17 protein-coding genes are annotated in these 20,172 nt (G+C 69.7%); 11 read left to right on the plus strand and 6 right to left on the minus strand.

The window, feature by feature from the left end:
- Nucleotides 1-50: 50 nt before the first annotated feature.
- Complete coding sequence (gene iolG / locus V6M51_RS08590) at nt 51-1,031, minus strand: inositol 2-dehydrogenase (protein ID WP_332766331.1); 981 nt, start codon at nt 1,029-1,031, stop codon at nt 51-53.
- Between the two features lie 16 nt (nt 1,032-1,047).
- Nucleotides 1,048-2,043 carry a Gfo/Idh/MocA family protein gene (locus V6M51_RS08595; RefSeq protein WP_332766333.1) on the minus strand — a complete coding sequence of 332 codons (996 nt, stop codon included), beginning with the start codon at nt 2,041-2,043 and terminating at the stop codon, nt 1,048-1,050.
- 125 nt (nt 2,044-2,168) lie between these two features.
- On the opposite strand from V6M51_RS08595, the gene V6M51_RS08600 reads away from it, so the two are divergent.
- The 8 genes from V6M51_RS08600 to V6M51_RS08635 all read left to right on the plus strand — a co-directional run bounded on the left by V6M51_RS08600 (nt 2,169) and on the right by V6M51_RS08635 (nt 12,331).
- On the plus strand, nt 2,169-3,050 hold the full coding sequence (locus tag V6M51_RS08600) for a MurR/RpiR family transcriptional regulator (RefSeq protein ID WP_332766335.1): 882 nt from the start codon (nt 2,169-2,171) through the stop codon (nt 3,048-3,050).
- Between the two features lie 115 nt (nt 3,051-3,165).
- Entirely contained in the window at nt 3,166-5,091 is a 1,926-nt protein-coding gene (locus V6M51_RS08605; protein ID WP_332766337.1) for a bifunctional 5-dehydro-2-deoxygluconokinase/5-dehydro-2-deoxyphosphogluconate aldolase, read from the plus strand.
- Nucleotides 5,088-6,935: a 3D-(3,5/4)-trihydroxycyclohexane-1,2-dione acylhydrolase (decyclizing) gene (gene iolD / locus V6M51_RS08610; protein ID WP_332766339.1), complete on the plus strand. Its 1,848-nt coding sequence runs from the start codon at nt 5,088-5,090 to the stop codon at nt 6,933-6,935. Before V6M51_RS08605 ends, iolD begins: the two co-directional genes overlap by 4 nt.
- Nucleotides 6,936-6,938: 3 nt before the next feature.
- Nucleotides 6,939-7,838 carry a myo-inosose-2 dehydratase gene (gene iolE, locus V6M51_RS08615; protein ID WP_332766341.1) on the plus strand — a complete coding sequence of 300 codons (900 nt, stop codon included), beginning with the start codon at nt 6,939-6,941 and terminating at the stop codon, nt 7,836-7,838.
- Nucleotide 7,839: 1 nt separating this feature from the next.
- The gene (gene iolB / locus V6M51_RS08620; RefSeq protein WP_332766343.1) at nt 7,840-8,646 is read left to right on the plus strand and encodes a 5-deoxy-glucuronate isomerase; all 807 of its coding nucleotides are present in this window, start codon (nt 7,840-7,842) and stop codon (nt 8,644-8,646) included.
- A gap of 102 nt (nt 8,647-8,748) precedes the next feature.
- On the plus strand, nt 8,749-10,095 hold the full coding sequence (locus V6M51_RS08625) for an MFS transporter (protein WP_332766345.1): 1,347 nt from the start codon (nt 8,749-8,751) through the stop codon (nt 10,093-10,095).
- A complete protein-coding gene (locus V6M51_RS08630; protein WP_332766347.1) occupies nt 10,095-10,907 on the plus strand; it encodes an inositol monophosphatase family protein in 813 nt (270 codons plus the stop codon). Before V6M51_RS08625 ends, V6M51_RS08630 begins: the two co-directional genes overlap by 1 nt.
- Nucleotides 10,904-12,331 (plus strand): alkaline phosphatase D family protein, encoded by a 1,428-nt coding sequence (locus V6M51_RS08635; RefSeq protein WP_332766349.1) that lies wholly within the window; start codon nt 10,904-10,906, stop codon nt 12,329-12,331. Before V6M51_RS08630 ends, V6M51_RS08635 begins: the two co-directional genes overlap by 4 nt.
- On the opposite strand, the gene V6M51_RS08640 is transcribed toward V6M51_RS08635, so the two are convergent.
- The 3 genes from V6M51_RS08640 to V6M51_RS08650 are packed head-to-tail and all read right to left on the minus strand — an operon-like array spanning nt 12,310 to nt 14,621.
- Nucleotides 12,310-13,659 (minus strand): sensor histidine kinase, encoded by a 1,350-nt coding sequence (locus V6M51_RS08640; RefSeq protein WP_332766351.1) that lies wholly within the window; start codon nt 13,657-13,659, stop codon nt 12,310-12,312. The genes V6M51_RS08635 and V6M51_RS08640 overlap by 22 nt on opposite strands.
- Complete coding sequence (locus V6M51_RS08645; RefSeq protein ID WP_332766353.1) at nt 13,656-14,321, minus strand: response regulator transcription factor; 666 nt, start codon at nt 14,319-14,321, stop codon at nt 13,656-13,658. Before V6M51_RS08645 ends, V6M51_RS08640 begins: the two co-directional genes overlap by 4 nt.
- Nucleotides 14,322-14,621, minus strand: coding sequence for a PepSY domain-containing protein (locus V6M51_RS08650; RefSeq protein ID WP_332766355.1), 300 nt, complete (start codon nt 14,619-14,621; stop codon nt 14,322-14,324).
- A 149-nt stretch (nt 14,622-14,770) separates the two neighbouring features.
- Between V6M51_RS08650 and V6M51_RS08655 the strand changes: the two genes are divergently transcribed.
- The 3 genes from V6M51_RS08655 to V6M51_RS08665 all read left to right on the plus strand — a co-directional run bounded on the left by V6M51_RS08655 (nt 14,771) and on the right by V6M51_RS08665 (nt 18,426).
- Complete coding sequence (locus tag V6M51_RS08655; RefSeq protein ID WP_332766357.1) at nt 14,771-16,783, plus strand: TonB-dependent receptor plug domain-containing protein; 2,013 nt, start codon at nt 14,771-14,773, stop codon at nt 16,781-16,783.
- A 223-nt stretch (nt 16,784-17,006) separates the two neighbouring features.
- Nucleotides 17,007-17,900: a DUF3426 domain-containing protein gene (locus V6M51_RS08660; RefSeq protein ID WP_332766358.1), complete on the plus strand. Its 894-nt coding sequence runs from the start codon at nt 17,007-17,009 to the stop codon at nt 17,898-17,900.
- Complete coding sequence (locus tag V6M51_RS08665; RefSeq protein WP_332766359.1) at nt 17,893-18,426, plus strand: phosphoribosyltransferase; 534 nt, start codon at nt 17,893-17,895, stop codon at nt 18,424-18,426. Before V6M51_RS08660 ends, V6M51_RS08665 begins: the two co-directional genes overlap by 8 nt.
- Nucleotides 18,427-18,436: 10 nt before the next feature.
- On the opposite strand, the gene V6M51_RS08670 is transcribed toward V6M51_RS08665, so the two are convergent.
- On the minus strand, nt 18,437-20,146 hold the full coding sequence (locus V6M51_RS08670; protein WP_332766361.1) for an ATP-binding protein: 1,710 nt from the start codon (nt 20,144-20,146) through the stop codon (nt 18,437-18,439).
- Nucleotides 20,147-20,172 lie beyond the last annotated feature (26 nt).

Genomic DNA, 20,172 nt, shown 5'->3' on the forward strand with positions numbered 1-20,172 from the left:
CGGCGGCTTCCGCGAGGAAGCCGCCGTTTCTTTGTGCGGCGCTCGGTCGGCTAGAGCTTGACCACCTGGCCGGTGCGCGCCGAGAGGCCGGCTGCCTCAGCCAAGGCCAGGGCCGCGACCCCGTCCGCGTAGCCGACGCTCGGAGCGGCCTGGCCCGCGAGGATCTCCGCGAAGTGGTCGATCTCCAGGCGGTAGGCGTCGCGATAGCGGTCGAGGAAGAAGTTCTGGAAACGGTCGGCGGCGGCGCCGGTCTCGTTCCAGGTCTGGACCGTGCTCTCCAGCATATTGTCGGCCTTCACCATGCCCTCGGACCCGAACGCCTCGATGCGCTGGTCGTAGCCGTAGCCGCTGCGGCGGCTGTTGCTGATGACGCAAAGCTTGCCCGAGGCGGTCCGCAGCAGGGTCTTGGCGGTGTCGACGTCGCCGGCGGCGCCGATCTTGGGATCGACCAGGCAACTCGCCGAGGCGAAGACCTCCACGGGCTCCTCGCCTAGCAGCCAGCGGGCCATGTCGAAGTCGTGGATCGCCATGTCCTTGAACAGCCCGCCGCTCACCTTGATGTAGGAGACCGGCGGCGGGGCAGGGTCATGGCTGGTGATCTGCAGGCTCTCCAGCCGCCCCACCGCTCCGGAGGACAGTCGGGCCTTAAGCGCCTGGAAGCTGGGATCGAACCTGCGGTTGAAGCCGAGGAACAGCCGCGATCCGGACAGTTCGATCGTCGCGCTTCGGGCGCGGGCGAGGTCCTGGTCGATGGGCTTCTCGCAGAACACCGCCTTGCCCGCGGCCACGGCGCGGCGCGCGTAGTCCAGGTGGGTGTCGGTCGAGCTGGCGATGATGACGCCGGCCACCGACGCGTCGCCGAGCGCCGTTTCCAAATCCGTCACCCGCGCGCCGGTCTCGACGGCCAGGGCGCGGGCGGCCGCGGCGACCGGATCGACCACATAGGCCAGGGTGAGGGCGGGGTGGGCGGCGGCGTTGGCGGCGTGAATTCGGCCGATGCGGCCGGCGCCAAACAGGGCGATCTTGAACATAGGGGTCTCCGGTAAATTACAGGCGCACGCTCCGGCCGCTGCGGGCCGACTCGGCGGCCGCCTCGGCCAGGGTGAGGGCGCGCACGCTCTCGGCGAAGCCGATCTGTGACGGCGCGCCGGCCAGGACGTCGGCGAAATGGTCCAGCTCGGCCCGGTAGGCCCGCGCATAGCGGGCGATGAAATCCCGCGGGATGGGGCTCGATACCGCGCCGGCCTCGCCCCAGACCTGGACGGTGTCCAGTCTCGGATTGTCGGCCATGGCGACGCCCTGCGATCCGAAGGCCTCGATCCGTTGGTCGTAGCCGCAGCCGCTGCGCCGGGTGTTGCTGATCATGCAGAGCTGTCCCGAGGCGGTCTTCAGCACGACGCGGGCGGTATCCACGTCGCCCTTCTCGCCGATCACCGGATCGACGAGGCAACTCGCCGCGGCGAACAGTTCGACCGGCGTCTCCTCGAGCAGCCAACAGGCCAGGTCCAGGTCGTGGATCGTGAAGTCCTTGAAGAGCCCGCCGCTGGGAACGATGAAGGCGTGGGCGGGCGGGGCGGGGTCGTGATTGATGATGTTCAGGCTTTCCAGGCGTCCGATGGCGCCGGCCCCGATGCGCGCCTTCAGCGCCAGGTAGTGTGGGTCGAAGCGGCGGTTGAACGCCACCAGGAGCGGGGCGGCGCTCGCCGTGATCTCCGCCTTCGCGGCCTGCAACCTCGCCAGGTCGAGGTCCAGCGGCTTCTCGCAGAACACCGCCTTGCCGGCCCGCAGGCAGGCCAGGGTGTTGTCGAGGTGGACGTCGGTGGAGCTGGCCACGATGACGCCCACGACTTCCGGATCGGCGAGGACGGTGTCCAGCTCGGCGAGCTTCGCGCCGACCTCCTTGGCGAGCGGCGCGACGGCTTCAGGCCGAGGGTCGACCAGATAGGCCAGGCGCAGGCGTGGATTGGCCGCGGCTCCTCGGGCGTGCACGGTCCCCATGCGCCCGGCGCCCAGTTGCGCGATCTTGAAGCGGCTCGCCGCCATCTACCCGTCCTTGGAAGGAAAATTCCCGATCCAATAGAAATGGAATGATTGCGCCGCCGCGTCGAGCGGTTTGTGTTCCCGGTCGGAACGGATATTCTAACCAGAGAACGTTTGGATCGAGAGCCATGGACGAACCCATCAAGGCGCCGACGACGGCCGAAGAGCTGCGCGCCGCGATTCTCGAGCGCTATGACGGCCTCAGCAAGCGCCTGCAGCAGATCGCCCGCTATGTCCTCGATGAGCCCAACGAACTGGCGCTGGAAACCCTCGCCGTGATCGCCGAGCGGAGCGGCGTCCAGCCCTCGGCCATCGTCCGGTTCGCCAAGACCTTCGGCTATCCGGGCGCCAGCCAGATGCAGCGCCTGTTCCGGGATGGCCTGCTCTCCGGCAACGCGGCGCTGGGCTACAGCGAGCGCATCCGGAATTTCAGCGCCGCCATCGACAAGCGCGCGGCCGGCGGCGGCGTCCAGCTGCTGTCGGAGTTCATCGAGGGCAATACGCTCGCTCTGCAGAATCTGGAACAGACGGTCAGCGAGAAGGAGATAGCCGCGGCGGTCCGGCTGATCCAGAAGGCCGACACCGTCTATGTGGCGGGCTTCCGCCGCGCCTTCCCGGTGGCCTCATATCTGGCCTACTCGCTGCAGCAGCTGAACAAGCGAGTGCTGTTCATCGACGGGGTCGCGGGATTGTCGCGCCAGCAGATCCAGTCGATCGGGCCCAAGGACCTGCTCATCGCGGTCAGCTATCACCCCTATGCCGACGAGACCGTCGCCGCGGTCGAGGGCGCGGTGGCGCGCGGCGCCAAGGTCCTGTCGATGAGCGACAGCCTGGTCAGCCCGATCGCCAAGCCGGCCGACGTGGTCCTGCAAGTGCGCGAATCGGAGGTGCGCAGCTTCCGGTCCCTGGCGGCTTCCATCTGCCTGGCCCAGGCCCTGGTGATCGGCTTCGCCTTCGAGAACACCCCCAAGACCGCCGCCGGCAAGCGCGCGGCCGCCGCGAAGTCCTAGTCTCGCATCCGAGCGGATTGAAACGCAGATTGCATATGCGAACAAAATAGAATAGATGTTCCACAAGCCGGTGAAATGAAAAACCGGACCAATGTCAGGCGGCGCGGAAACATCGATGGCTCAGGACGACAAGACGCTGGACCTGCTGGCCATCGGCCGCTCGAGCGTCGACCTCTATGGGCAGCAGGTGGGCGGTCGTCTGGAGGATATGGCCTCCTTCGCCAAGTATGTGGGCGGCAGTCCCGCCAACACCGCCGTGGGCGGCGCTCGCCTGGGCCTGAAGACCGCGCTCGCCACCCGCGTGGGGGGTGACCACATGGGCCGCTTCATCCGCGAACAGCTCGAGCGTGAGGGCGTCGACGTCCGTGGCGTGGTCACCGATGAGGAGCGGCTTACGGCCCTGGTGATCCTGGGCATCCGTGACCGGGAAACCTTCCCGCTGATCTTCTACCGCGAGAACTGCGCGGACATGGCGTTGAGCGCCGGCGACCTCGACGAGGCCACGATCCGTTCGGCGCAGGCGGTCCTGATCAACGGCACGCACCTGTCGCAGGCCGGGGTGTTCGAGGCCTCGATGACCGCTGCGCGATTGGCGCGCGCCAGTCGCGGCAAGGTGGTGTTCGATATCGACTACCGGCCGGTGCTGTGGGGCTTGACCGCCCGCGACGCCGGCGAGAACCGCTTCGTCGCCCACGACGCGGTCACCGAGATCCTGCAGCAGGTCGTGCCCCTCTGCGACCTGATCGTCGGCACGGAAGAGGAGATCCATATCCTCGGAGGCTCGACCGACACGATCGCCGCGCTCAGGGCGATCCGCGCACGCACGGCCGCGCTGCTGGTCTGCAAGCGCGGGCCGGCCGGGTGTTCGGCCTTCCGCGGCGCCATTCCCGACGATCTGGATGGCGGCGTGGTGGGGCCGGGCTTCCCCGTCGAGGTCTTCAACGTCCTGGGCGCCGGCGACGCCTTCATGAGCGGCTTCCTGCGCGGATGGCTGCGCGCGCTTTCGCTGGAGCGTTGCTGCGAACTGGCGAACGCGGCCGGCGCCATCGTGGTCTCGCGCCACGGCTGCGCGCCCGCCATGCCGACCTGGAGCGAAATGCTGGCCTTCCTCGCCGAACGCGATCGGCCGTTCCGCCTGCGCGACGACGTCGAGCTGGAGCATGTGCACTGGGCCACCACCCGGACGCGCGACTATGCCGAGCTGACCGTCCTGGCGGTCGATCATCGGACCCAGTTCGAGGACATGGTGCGTGAACTGGGCGCCGACCCCGCCCGCATTCCGCTATTCAAGGGTCTCGCCCTGGACGCCGTCCACGCCGTGGCCGCAGGCGATCCGCGGTTCGGCGTCCTGTTGGATGGGCGGTTCGGAGCCGACGCCTTGGCGAAGGCCGCCGATCTTCCGTACTGGATCGGCCGTCCCATCGAGGAGCCGCGCTCGCGCCCGCTGGCCTTCGAGTCGTCGCCCGACGTGGCGACCGAGATCGCCGAATGGCCGTTGAACCATGTGGTCAAGGTGCTGGTTCCGTATCATCCGGACGACGAGCCGGAGCTTCGCGGCCGCCAGGACCGCCAGCTGCTCCGCCTCTTCGACGCCTGCCGCAAGACCTGCCACGAACTTCTGGTCGAGGTCATCCCGCCCAGCGGCATGGCGAACGACTCCACGACGGTCGCGCGCGCTCTTGAGCAGATCTACGACCTCGGTGTTCGCCCCGACTGGTGGAAGCTCGAGGCGTTGGATGACGCGGCCGCCTGGCGCAACATCGCCGCTGTCATCGAGGCGCGCGATCCGCTGTGCCGGGGAGTCGTCCTGCTGGGCCTGTCGGCGCCGCAGGAGGACCTGCTGGCGGCCTTCAAGGTGGTCGCCCCGATTCCGGTGGTGAAGGGCTTCGCCGTGGGACGCACCATCTTCAACGATGTGGCCAGGCGCTGGCTGGCCGGTGAGATCGGCGACGGCGAAGCCGTCGCCGCCCTTGCCCAGCGCTTCCAGGTTCTGGTCGACGCCTGGCGCGCGGCGCGGGCGGGCGTGGAGCGGGCGGCATGACCACTCTGCGCCTCACAGGAGCCCAGGCGGCGGTCCGCTATCTGGCGGCCCAGTTCGTCGAACTGGACGGGGCCGAGGTTCCATACTTCGCCGGCGTCTGGGCGATCTTCGGCCATGGCAATGTCGCGGGTCTCGGCGAGGCGCTGTACGGGGCGGGTGAGGACCTGCCCACCTTCCGCGCGCACAATGAACAGGCCATGGCCCACGCCGCCATCGCCTACGCCAAGCAGATGCGCCGGCGCCGCGCCATGATCTGCACCACCTCCATCGGACCCGGCGCGACCAACATGGTGACCGCCGCGGCCCTGGCCCATGTGAACCGGCTGCCGGTCCTGCTGTTGCCGGGCGACGTCTACGCCAGCCGGCGGCCCGACCCGGTGCTGCAGCAGGTCGAGGACTTCGGCGACGGCACGGTCTCGGCCAACGACTGCTTCCGGCCGGTCTCGCGCTATTTCGACCGCATCCAGCGACCCGAACAATTGCTGGCCGCCCTGCCGCGGGCCATGGCCGTGCTCACCGATCCCGCAGAGTGCGGACCCGTGACGCTGGCCTTTTGCCAGGACGTCCAGGCCGAGGCCTTCGATTTCCCGGAGAGCTTCTTCGTCCGCCGGACCTGGGCCATTCGGCGCCAGCCCGCCGATCCCCGCGACGTGGCTGAGCTGGCGGCCATGATCGATGCGGCCAAGTCGCCGCTGATCGTCGCAGGGGGCGGCGTGCTCTACAGCCAAGCCGAGACGCAGCTCCAGGCCTTGGCGGCTCGCACCGGTCTGCCGGTCGCCGAGACCCAGGCCGGCAAGGGCGCGCTGGCCTGGGACCACCCGTCCAACCTGGGCGCCATCGGCGTCACGGGCACGAGCGCGGCCAACGCGGCGGCGGAGGCGGCGGATCTCGTGATCGGCGTCGGCACGCGGCTGCAGGACTTCACCACCGGCTCGCGCGCGCTGTTCGCCCATCCCGACCGCCGGCTCGTGCAGGTCAATGTCGCGACTTTCGACGCCCACAAGCACGGCGCGACGCCGGTGGTGGGCGACGCCCGCGCCGTGCTGGACGAACTTTCCGCCGTGCTCGGCGACTGGCGGGTCCCCGACGCCTGGCGCGCACGCTGCGCGACGGGCCTGGCCGCCTGGGAGGACGCCTGGAGCGCCGCCACGGTCGCGAACGACGCGGCCCTGCCGTCGGACGCCCAGGTCGTGGGCGCTGTCTGGCGGAGCCTCCCGTCCGACGCCGTGGTGGTCTGCGCGGCCGGAGGCCTCCCCGGCGAACTGCACAGGCTATGGAAGGCCTCGCACCCGGGGGGTTACCACCTGGAATACGGCTTCTCCTGCATGGGCTACGAGATCGCCGGCGGCCTGGGCGCGAAGCTCGCCGCCCCCGGCCGCGAGGTCGTGGTGATGGTCGGCGACGGCAGCTACCTGATGATGAACTCGGAGATCGCCACCTCGGTGATGATGGGCGCCAAGCTGATCGTGACGGTCCTCGACAACCGGGGTTTCGGCTGCATCAACCGGTTGCAGCAGGAGGTCGGCGGGGAGCCGTTCAACAACCTGCTGGCCGACGCCCGCCACGAGTCCCTGCCGCAGATCGACTTCGCCGCCCACGCCGCGAGCCTGGGCGCCCGGTCGGAGAAGGTGGCCGGAATCGCCGAGCTGGAGGCCGCGCTTGGCCGGGCCCAGGCGTCGGATCGGACCTATGTGGTGGTGATCGACACCGATCCGGCGATCAGCACGGAGGCCGGCGGCGCCTGGTGGGACGTCGCGGTCCCGGAGGTCTCCGAGCGACCGCAGGTGCGCGCCGCGCGGGCGGAGTACGAGGCCAGAATGAAGCAACAGCGGACGGGGGACTGACCCATGACCATCAGGTTCGGCGTGAGCCCCATCGCCTGGGTCAATGACGACATGCCCGAGCTCGGCGGCGATACGCCGCTCGAGACGATCCTTTCCGACGCCCGCGACATCGGCTTCGCCGGGGTGGAGCTGGGCGGCAAGTTCCCGCGCGATCCTGCGGTGCTGAAGCCGCTGATGGCCGGCTACGGCCTGGACATTGTCGGCGGCTGGTTCAGCGGCAATCTCCTGACCCACAGCGTCGACGCCGAGATCGCCGCGGCCAAGGATCACCTGGCCCTGCTGAAGGCCATGGGCAGCACGGTGTTCGTCCACGCCGAGACCAGCAACGCCATCCATGGCGACAAGACCAAGCCGCTGACCGCCACGCCTCAGCTCGATGACGGACAGTGGAAGACCTTCGCCCGGCGGCTCTCCGACCTGGCCGACTATGTGACGGCCCAGGGCCTGAAGTTCGCCTACCACCACCACCTGGGCACGGTGGTCGAGCGGCCGGCCGACCTGAAGACGTTCCTGCTGCGCACCGGGACCAATGTCGGCCTGACCCTCGACACCGGGCACGCGGCGCTGGGCGGTATCGATGCGGCCGACGTGATCCGCACCCATCCACGCCGCGTCGCCCATGTCCATTGCAAGGACGTCCGCAGCGACGTGTTCCGCAAGGTGCGCGCCGAGGGCCGGTCGTTCCTGGACGGGGTGCTGGCCGGCATGTTCACCGTGCCCGGCGACGGGGACCTGGACTATGGCCGGATCATGCAGGCCCTGGCGGCCGTGGGCTATTCCGGCTGGATCATCATCGAGGCCGAGCAGGATCCGGAGATCGCCGATCCACGCATCTATGGCGAGCTGGGCCTGCGCACGCTGGAGCGGGAAGCCGCCGCGGCGGGCCTGAAGAAGGCGGCGTGACATGACCGACCTCCTCGTTCACCCCCACGCCCCGGACGCCACCGGCTGCGTGCTGGACGTCACGCCGCGGAGCGCCGGCTGGAGCCATGTGGGTTTCAAGGTCCATGAGCTGGCGCCCGACGCTGTGCTGCAAGGCGGGGAGGCGGGCCGCGAGGCCTGCCTGGTGATCCTGAGCGGCGTCGCCGACGTGGCGGTCGGCGGCCAGAGGTTCACCCGCATCGGCGGGCGGTCCAGCGTGTTCGAGGACGCCGCCCCGGCCGCGGTCTACGCCCCCGGCGGCGCGGCCTGGGCGGTGACCGCCCACTCGAAGGTCGAGTTGGCGATCTGCAGCGCGCCCGCGACGGCGTCGGGCCAGGCGCGCCTGATCGATCCGGCCGCCATGAGCCGCGAGGTGCGCGGGCAGGGGACCAACACCCGCTATGTCCGCAACATCCTGCCGGAGACCGAGCCCGCCCAGAGCCTGCTGGTGGTCGAGGTGATCACGCCCGGCGGCAACTGGTCCAGCTATCCGCCGCACAAGCACGACACCGCCACGCCGTCAGAAGAGACGGCCCTGGAGGAGACCTACTATCACCGCCTGAACCCGCCGCAGGGCTTCGCATTCCAGCGAGTCTACACCGACGACCGCAGCCTGGATCAGACCATGGCGGTCGAGGACGGCGACGTGGTGATGGTGCCGCGCGGCTACCATCCCGTGGGCGCCCCCCACGGCTACGACCTCTACTATCTCAATGTCATGGCCGGGCCGAAACGGGAGTGGATCTTCCGCAACGACCCGGCTCACGACTGGATCGCCCGGAAGCCCTGACCGGCGCTCGAGAAATGGAAGAAAACTTCCATACGATATAGAAATAGAATAGTTTGTTCGGAGTCGGGCCGCAGAGTCCGATCCCACGGGGGAACGACCGCCATGAAGGCCCTGACCTCGATATTCGCGCCGGGCGCGGACGCCCCGCCGCTGACCGACCCTGGCCAGGTGGACACCCTGTACCGCCGCCACCGCTTCCGGATCATGGTGGCGATCACCCTGGGATACGGGCTGGTCTACACCTGCCGGCTGGCCCTCGGCGTGGTGAAGAAGCCGCTGATCGACCAGGGCGTCTTCACTCCGACGGAGCTGGGCCTGATCGGCTCGGCCCTGTTCTACGCCTACGCCTTCGGCAAGCTGACCAACGGCTTCCTGGCCGACCACGCCAACATCAAGCGCTTCTTCGCCTTCGGGGTGCTGATCTCGGCCCTGTGCAACATCGGCATGGGCCTATCGACGACGCTGTGGATCTCGGTGGTGCTGTGGGGCCTGAACGGCTGGTTCCAGAGCTACGGGGCGCCGTCGGGCGTGGTCGCCATGGCCCAGTGGTTCTCCAATCGCGAGCGTGGCCGGTTCTACGGCATCTGGAGCACGGCCCATTCGATCGGCGAAGGCCTGACCTTCGTGGTGGTGGGCGGCGTCGTGGCGGCGTTCGGTTGGCGCTACGGCTTCTTCGGCCCCGGCGTGATCGGGGTGCTGACGGCGATCGGCATCTATCTCTGGGTCCAGGACCGACCTCAGACCATGGGCCTGCCAAAGGTCGCGGACTGGCGCAACGACCACTGGAACGGGGAGGGGGCCAAGACCGTCTCGGCGAGCACCTTCCTCACCCAGCTCTCGATCCTGAAGATCCCGGCCGTCTGGACGCTCGCGGTCGCCAGCGCCCTGACCTACGTGACCCGTTACGCCATCAACAGCTGGGGCGTGCTCTACCTGCAGGAGGCGCGGGGCTTCTCCCTGACCCTGGCTGGAACCATGCTGATGGTCAGCACCCTGGCGGGCATCGCCGGCGCGATCGCCTACGGCTTCATCTCCGACAAGTGGTTCGGCGCCCGTCGCCCACCGGCCAACCTGATGTTCGGACTGCTGGAGCTAACCGGCCTGCTGATCATCTTCTACGGACCCAACACCTTGCCGGTCCTGACCCTGGGCATGGTCCTGTTCGGCCTGGGCCTGACCGCGCTCGTCACCTCCCTGGGCGGCCTCTTCGCCACCGACATCTGCCCCAAGCGGGTGGCGGGCGCGGCCATGGGCGTGGTGGGCGTGTTCAGCTACATCGGCGCGGCGATCCAGGAGCAGGTCTCCGGCCATCTCATCGAACAGGGCATGACCATGGTCGGCGGCGTGCGAACCTATGACTTCGGTCCGGCCATCCTGTTCTGGATCGGGGCCTCGGTGGCCTCGCTTGCCCTGGCCACCTGCCTGTGGCGCGTGAAACTGAGGGATTGATGAGCTCACCGTCCGACCTGGTCTCCACCATGATCGCCGCCGCCAAGGCCGCGGGCGACCGCTTGCGCCTCGACTTCGCCGAGATCGCCAGCCTGGAGGTGCATCTTAAGCAGGGCCACGGCGACCCGTTCTCCATCGCCGATCTGCGGGCCGAGGAGACGGTGCGCGCCATGCTGGCCGCCGCCTATCCGGCTTACGGCTTCCTGGGCGAGGAAGGCGGCCTGGTCGAGGGCGAGGACAAGGCCAACACCTGGGTCGTCGATCCGCTGGACGGGACCATGAACTTCCTCATCGGGCTGCCGATCTTCGCGGTGAACATCGCGCTTGCCCGGGAGGGCCAGGTCGTGGCCGGTGTCACCTATCAGCCCATGACCGGGGAGATGTTCTGGGCCGAAAAGGGCAAGGGCGCCTTCCTGAACGGCGAACCCATCCGGGTCTCCAAGCGCGCCAGCCTGGGTGAGGCGGTGATCGCTGTCGGTATCCCCTTCGCCGGCAAGCCGCGCCACGCCCAGTTCGCCCACGAGATGTCGCTGCTGACCCCGCGCGTCGCCCAGGTCCGGCGGCTGGGGGCCGGCGCGATCGACACCGCCTATGTCGCCTGCGGCCGGTTCGACGCTTACTGGGAGCAGTCGGTCAGCGCCTGGGATATGGCCGCGGGCGCGATCCTGGTGACCGAGGCCGGCGGTCTGATCACCGACACCCTGGGCCGGCCGCTGGACCTGATGAACGGCACCTGCCTGGCATCGACGCCGCAGATCCAGGCCGACCTGCTGGCCATCCTCCAACCCATCGACACCGGAGCCGCAGCGTGAACACGGCGTTCCCCATCGGACGGCGCGGCCTTCTCGGCTCCGCGGCGCTGACGGCGGCTTGGGCCTGGGCGCAGCGGGGCGTCGCCGCCGTCATCGGCTATCCGCGAGTCGTCCAGGGCCCGATGGTCGGGCACGCCGGACCTGGTCACATCACCATCTGGGCGCGGGTGAGCGGCGACTTCGAGGTCGAGGTGGAATACGCGACCGACCGGAGCTTTGCGCGGTCCAGGTTCACGGCGCCGGTCAAGGCCTCGCCCGCGGGCGACTTCGTGACGGTGCACAGGATTGAAGGTCTCACGCCGGACACCACCTACCACTACCGGTTCCGGCTCGGCGGCGTCGCCGACCGCTTCCAGCCCCTGCCGTTCAAGACCAAGACCGCCCCCGCCGGCCTGAGCGACTTCCGCGTCGCATTCGGCTCCTGCGCGCGGCTGCAGTTCGACAGCGAGCAACGGGTGTTCACGGCCGTGGCGGCCTACGAACCGGATCTCTTCCTCTGGCTGGGAGACAACATCTACGCCGACAGCGACCAGCCGGAGATCCTCGCCGACACCTATCGCCGGCAGCGCGGTGTCGAGCGGCTGCAGCCGCTGCTGCGCAGCACCCCCAGCCTCGCCATCTGGGATGACCACGACTTCGGCTACAACGACTCCGACCGCCGCAGTCCGTTCAAGTCGCGCGCCCTGGAGGTCTTCCGCCGCTACTGGGCCAATCCCTCCTACGGGACATCGGAAACGCCGGGTGTCTTCTTCCAGCACAGCTATGGCGGGGTCGACTTCTTTCATCTGGACGGCCGCTACCACCGCGACCCGGGCGACATGCCGGACGGCCCCGGCAAGACCATGCTGGGTGAGGGGCAAAAGCGATGGCTCAAGGCGGCTCTGAAGACCAGCCGCGCGCCGTTCAAGATCCTGGTGTCCGGTGTGGGCTGGTCGGTGGCCGAGCGGCCAGGGGACTCCTTCGCCAGTTACCAGCACGAGCGCGACGAGCTGTTCGACTTCATCCGCGACGAGAAGATCGAGGGCGTGGTCTGCCTGTCCGGCGACACCCATGTGGGCGAGCTGAACTGCATCCCGCGGTCGGAACAGGGCGGCTACGATCTCTACGACCTCGTCTCCTCGCCCCTCGCCCAGACGCCCAATGACAAGTGGCAGGACCAGGTCCCCGAGGCCCGCATCCGCCCGCTATTCGCCAAGACCGCGAACTTCGGCCTGCTCGAGTTCCGTATGAATGGGGCCACGCCGACCCTGACCTACAATCTGTACGACATCCTGGGCGCGCCGGTCTGGAAGCCCCTGGTGCTCACGCCGGCGGACCTGCGCAACGGCGTGTCCACTTGGCGCGACCGCATCGATCCCAGGGAGTTGAAGCGGCTGGAGCGCTATCGCGCCGGCGGCGCCTATTACGGCCCGGGGTCTCGCTGAGCCGGTAGCCACGATAGGCGCACGCGCAGCCCGCCCATCGGCGAACGATCCAGTACGATCGCGCCCTCGGTCGCTTCGACCAGGTCGGCCACGATGGCCAGGCCTAGGCCATGGCCGGGACCCGCCTCGTCCAGCCGGCCGCCGCGGATCAGGGCGCTTTCGGCCCGGCCCTGGTCGATGCCCGGGCCGTCGTCCTCGATGGTGAGAACGCCGTCGGAGCCGGCGATCCGCACGCGCCGGCGGCCGTGGCGCGCGGCGTTCTCGATCAGGGCGCCGAGGATCTCGGTGAGCGCGTCCTCGGACAGCGGGAGTCTCAGCTCGGCCGGCAGGTCGATCTCGAAGGCCCGCCGCGAACCGTCATCGGTGCGTTCGATGACCCCGACCAGACGCTCGGCCACCGCGGCGGGCGCGGCATGGCCGTCGCGGGCGCCGTCTCGGGCGGTCGCGGCCCGGGCGCGGGCCAGTTCGGACTCGAGGGCGGCGGCGACCGCGGCGATGGCGCGGTCCAGGCCGTCGGCCGCTGCTGGGGCGCCATCCTCGCGGGCGCGGCGGCTTTGGGCCGACAGCGCCGCCAAGGGCGTCTTCAGGCTATGGGCCAGGTCGGCTGCGCGCCTGCGCGCCCGGGCCAGATCCGCCTCGCGGGCGTCGGCCAGCGCATTGATGGCGCCCACGAGAGGTTCGATCTCCCGCGGCGCGCCGGCCGGCAACCGCGCGGACGGACTTCGCCGCAGCCGCTCGAGATCGGCCCTGAGCTGGGTCAGGGGCCGAAGTCCGAGCCGGACCTGGACCAGGGCGGCCACCGACAGGACGGCCCAGAGAACCGCCAGGAAGAAGGCCAGGTCGCGGCCGAACTCCCGCCGCGCCGCGCTCAACGCCGCCTCGTCGGTGGCCACCTGCACCAGCACCTGCGGACCCGCGCGGTCTGGGCGCACCGTGCGCTCGACGAACAGCAGTCGGGCGCCGAACGGGCCGGGGCCGACTCGCGCGCGCCAGTCGCCGGAGGGCGCGCCGGCCGAGACGGGCAAGGCCTGGTCCCACAGGGAGCGGGAGCGCAGGCCGCCGCCGCCGCCGACCTGCCAGTAGCGTCCGCCGGCGGGAGCATCGAAGCGCGAGTCGACCGGACGGGACGCGGCGACGGGAACGCCGCCGGGGCCCAGGCTCAGGCCGGACACCAGGACCAGGGCCGCGCGGGTGAGCTCGGCGGCCTCGCGGCGTTCGATGTGCCGTTCGAACAGCCAGGTCATGGCCAGCCAGGCCACCGCCAGGGCCGCCAGGATCGCCACCATGGCCCCGGCCATCAGCCGCAGATGGAGCGACCTCGCCTTCAAGCGCCGGTCCCGGCCAGCAGGTAGCCGAACCCGCGGCGCGTCTCGATCACGCCGGGCCCCAGCTTGCGGCGCAGACGCGTGACCAGCGCCTCGATGGCGTTGGCGTCGCCGCTCTCGGCCGCGCCGTAGAGGTGCTCGGCGAGCTCGCCGGCGGAGACCGCGCGGTCCGGCTGGTGCGCCAGGCAGTCCAGCAGGCGGAACTCCAGCGGCGACAGCCGGACCGGCGCCCCGGCGACGGTGGCCGACATCCGCCGGGTGTCCAGGCTGAGCGAGCCGACCACGATCACCGGCGAGGTGCGGCCCGCCGAGCGGCGGACCAGGGCGCGGAAGCGGGCGACAAGTTCCCCCATCTCGAAGGGCTTGGCCAGATAGTCGTCGGCCCCGGCCTCTATGCCTTCGACCTTCTCGGTCCAGTCGCCGCGGGCCGAGAGGATCAGCACCGGAAACGCGCGGCCGTCGGCCCGCCACCGGCGCAGGACCGACAGGCCGTCCAGTCGCGGCAGGCCGAGGTCCAGGACAACGGCGGCATAGTCCTCGACCCCGCCTTTGAACGACGCGTCATCGCCGTCACGCGCCAGATCGACGACAAAGCCGGCGGCGGACAGCGCGCGCGCCAGGTCTGGACCAACGTCGGGATCGTCCTCGACGACTAGGGCGCGCAATCAATCGTCCTCAACCTTCAGGACCGCGCCCGTCTTGGCGTCGATCTCAACCTCCCGGACCCGGCCGTTGCGGGCGAGGATCTTCAGATCATAGATCAGCCGGCCATCATCGTCTTCGAGTTCGACCTTCAGGACGTCGCCAGGCACCTCTCGCCCGGCAATGGCGAGGACGCGGGGAAGCGACAGGATCGCGCCTTGGGCCAGGGCGGCGCGGGCGGCGTCGTGATCGTGCTTCTTGCTTTCGCCGGAGAGGGCAGGCCCGGCGACTGCGCTGAGCGCGAGGGCGGCGGCGAGGGTCATGGAAAGAGGAATGTGCTGGGTCATGAGGGCCATGTTCCCACGAGCTGGCTGACGTCCCGCTGACGGCGTGCGGCGCCCGGATGTCAGCCTGGGAGGACGACAAGGGGGACGAGAGGGCGCCAGCGCGTCCATTTTGGGGGACCGCGCCGATGATCAAGACTTTCAGCCTGCTCGCCGCCGCCGCGTCGATCCTGGCCGGCCCGGCCATGGGCGCGACGGCCACCGTCGACGCCTATCCCGCCGCCTTCTTCGCCTCCAGCCAGCCGTCCTCCGCATTCGACATGATCGGCCGGCTGCCGGGCTTCTCCTTTGACGGCGGCGACAGCGAGGTGCGCGGCTTCTCGGGCGCGGCCGGCAACGTGCTGATCGACGGCAAGCGGCCCTCGAGCAAGCAGGAGAGCCTGGAGGCCGTACTTCGCCGAATTCCGGCCGGTGCGGTGCAGCGGATCGAGCTGATCCGGGCCGGGGCCGCCGGGATCGACATGCAGGGCCAGGCCCTGGTCGCCAATGTCGTGCGGCTCCCGATCGCCCAGGCGCAGGGGCGGGTGGAGGCCGGCCTGGAGACCTTCCGCCACGGCGGCGCGGCGCCCAGCCTGGCGGTGGAATATTCGCGCAAATCCCCCGACCGGCTCATCGAGCTCTCGGCCTCGGCGGCGCGCGAGGTCGAGGATGAGGCGGGAGAGGGACCGCTGCTACGCTTCAGCTCGTCCAGCGACCTGGAGCGCGCCGGCCGTTTCGATGAAAACCAGGCCACCGATATCGTCGAGGCGGCGGCGGGATACGAACGCCCGGTCGGCGGCGGCAAGTTCCGCGGCGACCTCTCGGTTCGCCGCGAACGGACGGGCGCCGATATCCTGGAGACCGCCACCTTCCCCGAGCCCGCCCGCAGCGTGGTGGCCGAGACGGAGATCGTCACGGAGGGCGAAGCGGTCGCGCAGTACGATCGCGCGCTGGGGTCCTGGCGTTCGGAACTGCGCGGTCTTCACCATCAGTCCCGGTTGAGGTCGCGCGACGTGGAGGTGGAGGACGGCGAGACCAGCGTCTCGAGCCTGCGCTCCATCGCCCGTGAGAGCATCGTCCGGGGGGTGATGCGCCGAGAGGGGCCGGCCCTCGGCCTGGACGTCGGCGGCGAGGCGGCGCTCAACGTGCTGGACAGCGCCAGCCACCTTTCCGAGAACGGTGTAGCCATCGTTCTGCCCAGTGCGACGGTGCGGGTCGAGGAGCGCCGGGCCGAGGCCTTCGCGACCATGACCTGGCGACCGTCGCCGACCCTGGCCCTGGAGGTTGGTTCGCGGTTCGAGGTCTCGGAACTCAGCCATGCGGGAGACGCTCAGCTCACCAAGTCGTTCGCCTACGCAAAGCCGAATGCCCTGGTCACCTGGTCCCCGACCGCGCGCGACCGTGTTCGGCTGGAGCTGGCGCGACGGGTGGGACAGCTCGATTTCGAGGACTTCGTGAGCTCGGCCTCGCTGACCTCCGACACTGTCACCGCGGGCAATCCGGACCTCGTGCCCGACCGGACCTGGCGCGCCGCGTTCGCCTGGGAGCGCCAGGTCGGATCGGCGGGTTCGGTCGTGCTGACCTTGCGGCGTGATCTCATCGAGGACGTCGTCGACCGCATCCCCATCGCTGGCGCGGGCTTCGCGTTCGACGCTCCTGGAAATATCGGCAAGGGCCGGCGCACGGAGTTCGAGATCAACGCCAAGCTGCCGGTCGACCGCCTCGGCGTCGCCGGTGGGCTGGTCAGGGCCGACGTCGTCTGGCGGCGCAGCCGCGTGACCGACCCCGCCACTGGCCTCGCCCGCGGCATCTCCGACGAGCCGGCTGTGGAGGGCGCGGTCAGCTTCAGCCAGGATCTTCCTTCCTGGCGCGCCCGGTGGGGCGTCGAGGCCACGATCGGCGAGACCGAATACGAGTTTCGCTTCGACGAGGTCGAGCGGGAACGGATCGAGACACGCTACGATCTGTTCGCCGAGTATCGCCCATCGGCCGCTTGGCGGATGCGCGTGAAGGTCGAAAACCTAGGCTCCGGGAAGGCGGAGCGTCGCCGCGAACGCTACCAGGGCCTTCGTGGCTCGGCGCCGCTTGGGCGCATCGAGGCCCGCAGCCTCGACTCCGGGCCTTCGATCGGGGTGACCCTGGAGCGAACCCTGGGCGGCTAGCCTTGAGCCAATCTAAAGCTTGATCGACTTAGCGTCTCATGCCCTGCCAATGGATCGGCGGCGCAGGAATCGGTTACGGTGATGTCGTGGAGGTCGGGACAATGGCTGCGTGTGCGGGAACTTCTTGCGTTGCCGCCGCGAATACCGTCACCCATGCTATGGGGGTGGATAGAATAACCCCACAAAAACAATCTTTTGGTCCTGAGCGTCCGATCCAGCCGTCATGATCCTGACCTGTCCAGAGTGCGCCACCAGCTATTTCGTGGACGATTCCAAGATCCCCGAAGCCGGCCGCACCGTGAAATGCGCCAACTGCGGCGCGCGCTGGACCGCGCAGCCGGAGCCGGCGGCGCTCGACCTGGAGGTCACCGGCGACGAGGGCGCGGTCGCCCGCGAACCGGCGTCCCCGACGCTCCCGGCGGACGAGACCCCGATCAGCGAACTGCCGGGCGAGATCCTGCCCAAGGTTTTCCGCGCCAAGGCCGACACCGAGCGTCGGATCCGCGAGGCCGCCGCCACGGGGATCATCTGGGCGGGCCTGGCCGCGGCCCTGCTGGTGCTGCTGGCGGTCGCCTTCGTGTTCCGCGTCGACGTCGTGCGCATCTGGCCGCGCACGGCCAGCGCCTACGCCTTCGTCGGCCAGCCGGTGAACAGCCTGGGCCTGGTGATCGAGGGCGTGCGGTTCGAACCCTCGCTGCAGGAGGGTCACGCGGCGCTGTCGGTCTCGGGCATGATTCGCAACATCCAGGACGGGCCGGTGGTCTCGCCGCCGATGCGCATCAGCCTGCTGGACGAGCACGGCAAGGCGGTGGTGACCAAGATCGCCCGGCCCGCCGACGCCAAGATCCCGCCCGGCGAGACCCGCCACTTCGCCATCGCCCTGCTGGACCCGCCGGTCACGGCTCGTGTCCTGGAAGTGGCCTTCGCCCCGCCAGAGCCGCTGAAGAAGGTGAAGGTCAACCAGGGCGATCCCCCGAAGGCCGCGGTCGCCCATGGGGCGCCGGCCCTACGCCATGCTGCCGACCCGCCGGCGGTGACCCGGAGCCTGACGCCCGCGCCGGTCGAGGCCCAGCCCCTGCCACCTGGTTCGCCGGACGCCCTCCAAGCCCATGAGTGAGCTTCTATCGGAACCGGTGGTCCTGCTGAGCGAGGCCGAGGTCGCGACGCGGGTGGAAGCCCTGGCGGCCGAGATCGCGCCGCGCATCGACGACGACACCGTGGCGGTCTGCCTGCTGACCGGCGGTCTGTGGTTCGCCTCGGACCTGACCCGGGCCCTGTCGAGGGCCGGCCGCAACGTCCGGTTCGACGCCCTGTGGTTGGCCTCCTATGGCGACGAGCGCGCCAGCCTCGGCCGCTGCGAGGTCCGCGCCGACCTGCAGCGTCCGCTGGCGGGCCGCACGGCCCTGATCATCGATGACGTCATCGACACCGGCCTGTCGCTCTCCGAGGCCCAGCGCCTGGTCACCGACGCCGGCGCGAGCCGCGCGCTCACCGCCGTGTTCGCCAGCAAGCCGTGGCCCACCCCGCGCGCGATCGTCCCGGACTTCGTGGCTTGGCACGCCCCGCCCCGCTTCCTGGTGGGCTATGGCATGGACGCCGCCGGAGCCTATCGCGGGCTGCCGTTCATCGGCGCCCTGGATTGATCCGACCGGTCTAGACGGGCTCGGGCGCTCGAATCTCGCATCGAGCGGCGACAGCGTGCATCAGGCTCGCCGGCTGGATCGGCTTGGGATGGGCGTCGTCGAAGCCGAGGCCGATCAGCCGCTCGCCCTCGCCGGACATGGCGTCGGCCGTCAAGGCGATCACCGGGGTGTCGGCGCGTCCGGCCTCCCCCGCCCGGATGCGCCGCAGCGCTTCGATTCCGTCCATGCGCGGCATGTGCACGTCCATCAGCACAACGTCGAATTGGCCCTTGCGCAGGGCCGCGAGCGCCTCCAGGCCGTCATCGGCCATGGAGACCCGCGCGCCGGTCGCCTCCAGGATCGCGCGCGCCACGGCCTGATTGACCTTGTTGTCGTCGACGACCAGGATTTGACGGCCGCTCAGGCCGATGAGCTGGGTCTTAGCCTCTCCGACGGCGGGCGCCCCCGCCGCGGCCAGGGGCAGGCGGACGCGGAAGGTCGAGCCCCGGCCGGGTTGGCTCTCCACGGTGATCTCGCCGTCCATCATGTTCACGAGCTGGCGGCAGATCGACAGCCCCAGGCCGGTGCCGCCGAAGCGACGGGTGGTCGAGGTCTCGCCCTGCGAGAAGGCCAGGAACAGCCGGTCCTGCTGTTCCTGGGTCATGCCGATCCCGGTGTCGGCCACCGTGAAGGCGACGCCCCCGTCGGCGTGCGGCGCGATGCGGATATCGACCGTCCCGCTCTCGGTGAACTTCAGGGCGTTGGAAATCAGGTTGAGCAGGATCTGGCGCACGCGGACAGGATCGCCGGCCAACCAGGCGGGCGTCCTCGGATCCACGTCGAGCACGAGTTCGACGCCCTTCTGTCGCGCCGTTTCGCTCCATAGCAGGTAGAGTTGGCGGCCGACCTTGCCCACGTCGAACCCGACGGATTCCAGTTCCAGCTTACCGGCCTCGATCTTCGACAGATCGAGGATGTCGTTGAGAATCGCCAGCAGGCCGTCACCCGACTGGACGATCATCTCGAGATAGTCCGCCTGCTGGCGGCTGAGCTTCGTGGCCGCGAGCGCGTGGGCCATGCCGAGGACGCCATTCATCGGCGTGCGCAGTTCGTGGCTCATCATCGCCAGGAAGGCCGACTTGGCGCGACTGGCTTCCAGGGCTTCGGCCTGAGCCTTCTCCAGGGCGCTGGCGTTGGTCCGGACGGCTTGGGCGGCGTCGACCACATAGGCGACGAGGCCGAACAGGGCGAGGCCGACGAAGACTAGGTCCCAGCCCTTCAGGCCCCCGAAGATCATCGGCGCGACTATCAGCGCGACGAGGGGAAACGGAACGATGCAGAGAAAGGCCGCGCGGCTATGGACGGCGTATTTCAGCGCCTCGATCAGTATGCCGAACAGGAGGATGATGGCTGCGAGGCGCATGGGCCCGTCGCCATAGATCCAGCTCAGGCCGGCCATGGCCGACCAGCTTGCGCTGAACATCACTGGCGGCGCGAAGCGCTCGAGGCGGGGCGCGCGACGGGCGCCGCCGCGGCGGGCGGACCTTGCGTAGCTGACCAGCAGGATGGCTTCGAGCGCCAGGTTCACGGCCAACCAGGCCGCCGCCGCGCGCCAGTCGAAACTGACCCACAGCAGGATGCCGGCGAGGCCGGACACCAGCAGGCGGGCCGCCGATCCGCGCTTGCTCATCCTGAGCGTCGCGCCATTGAGACCTTCATCGAGCACCTCGTCCCAACGCACGCGGGGGCTCTCCTTCATCCAATCGC

Origin of the sequence: Phenylobacterium sp. (assembly GCF_036677185.1) — a bacterium.
Lineage (GTDB): Bacteria > Pseudomonadota > Alphaproteobacteria > Caulobacterales > Caulobacteraceae > Phenylobacterium.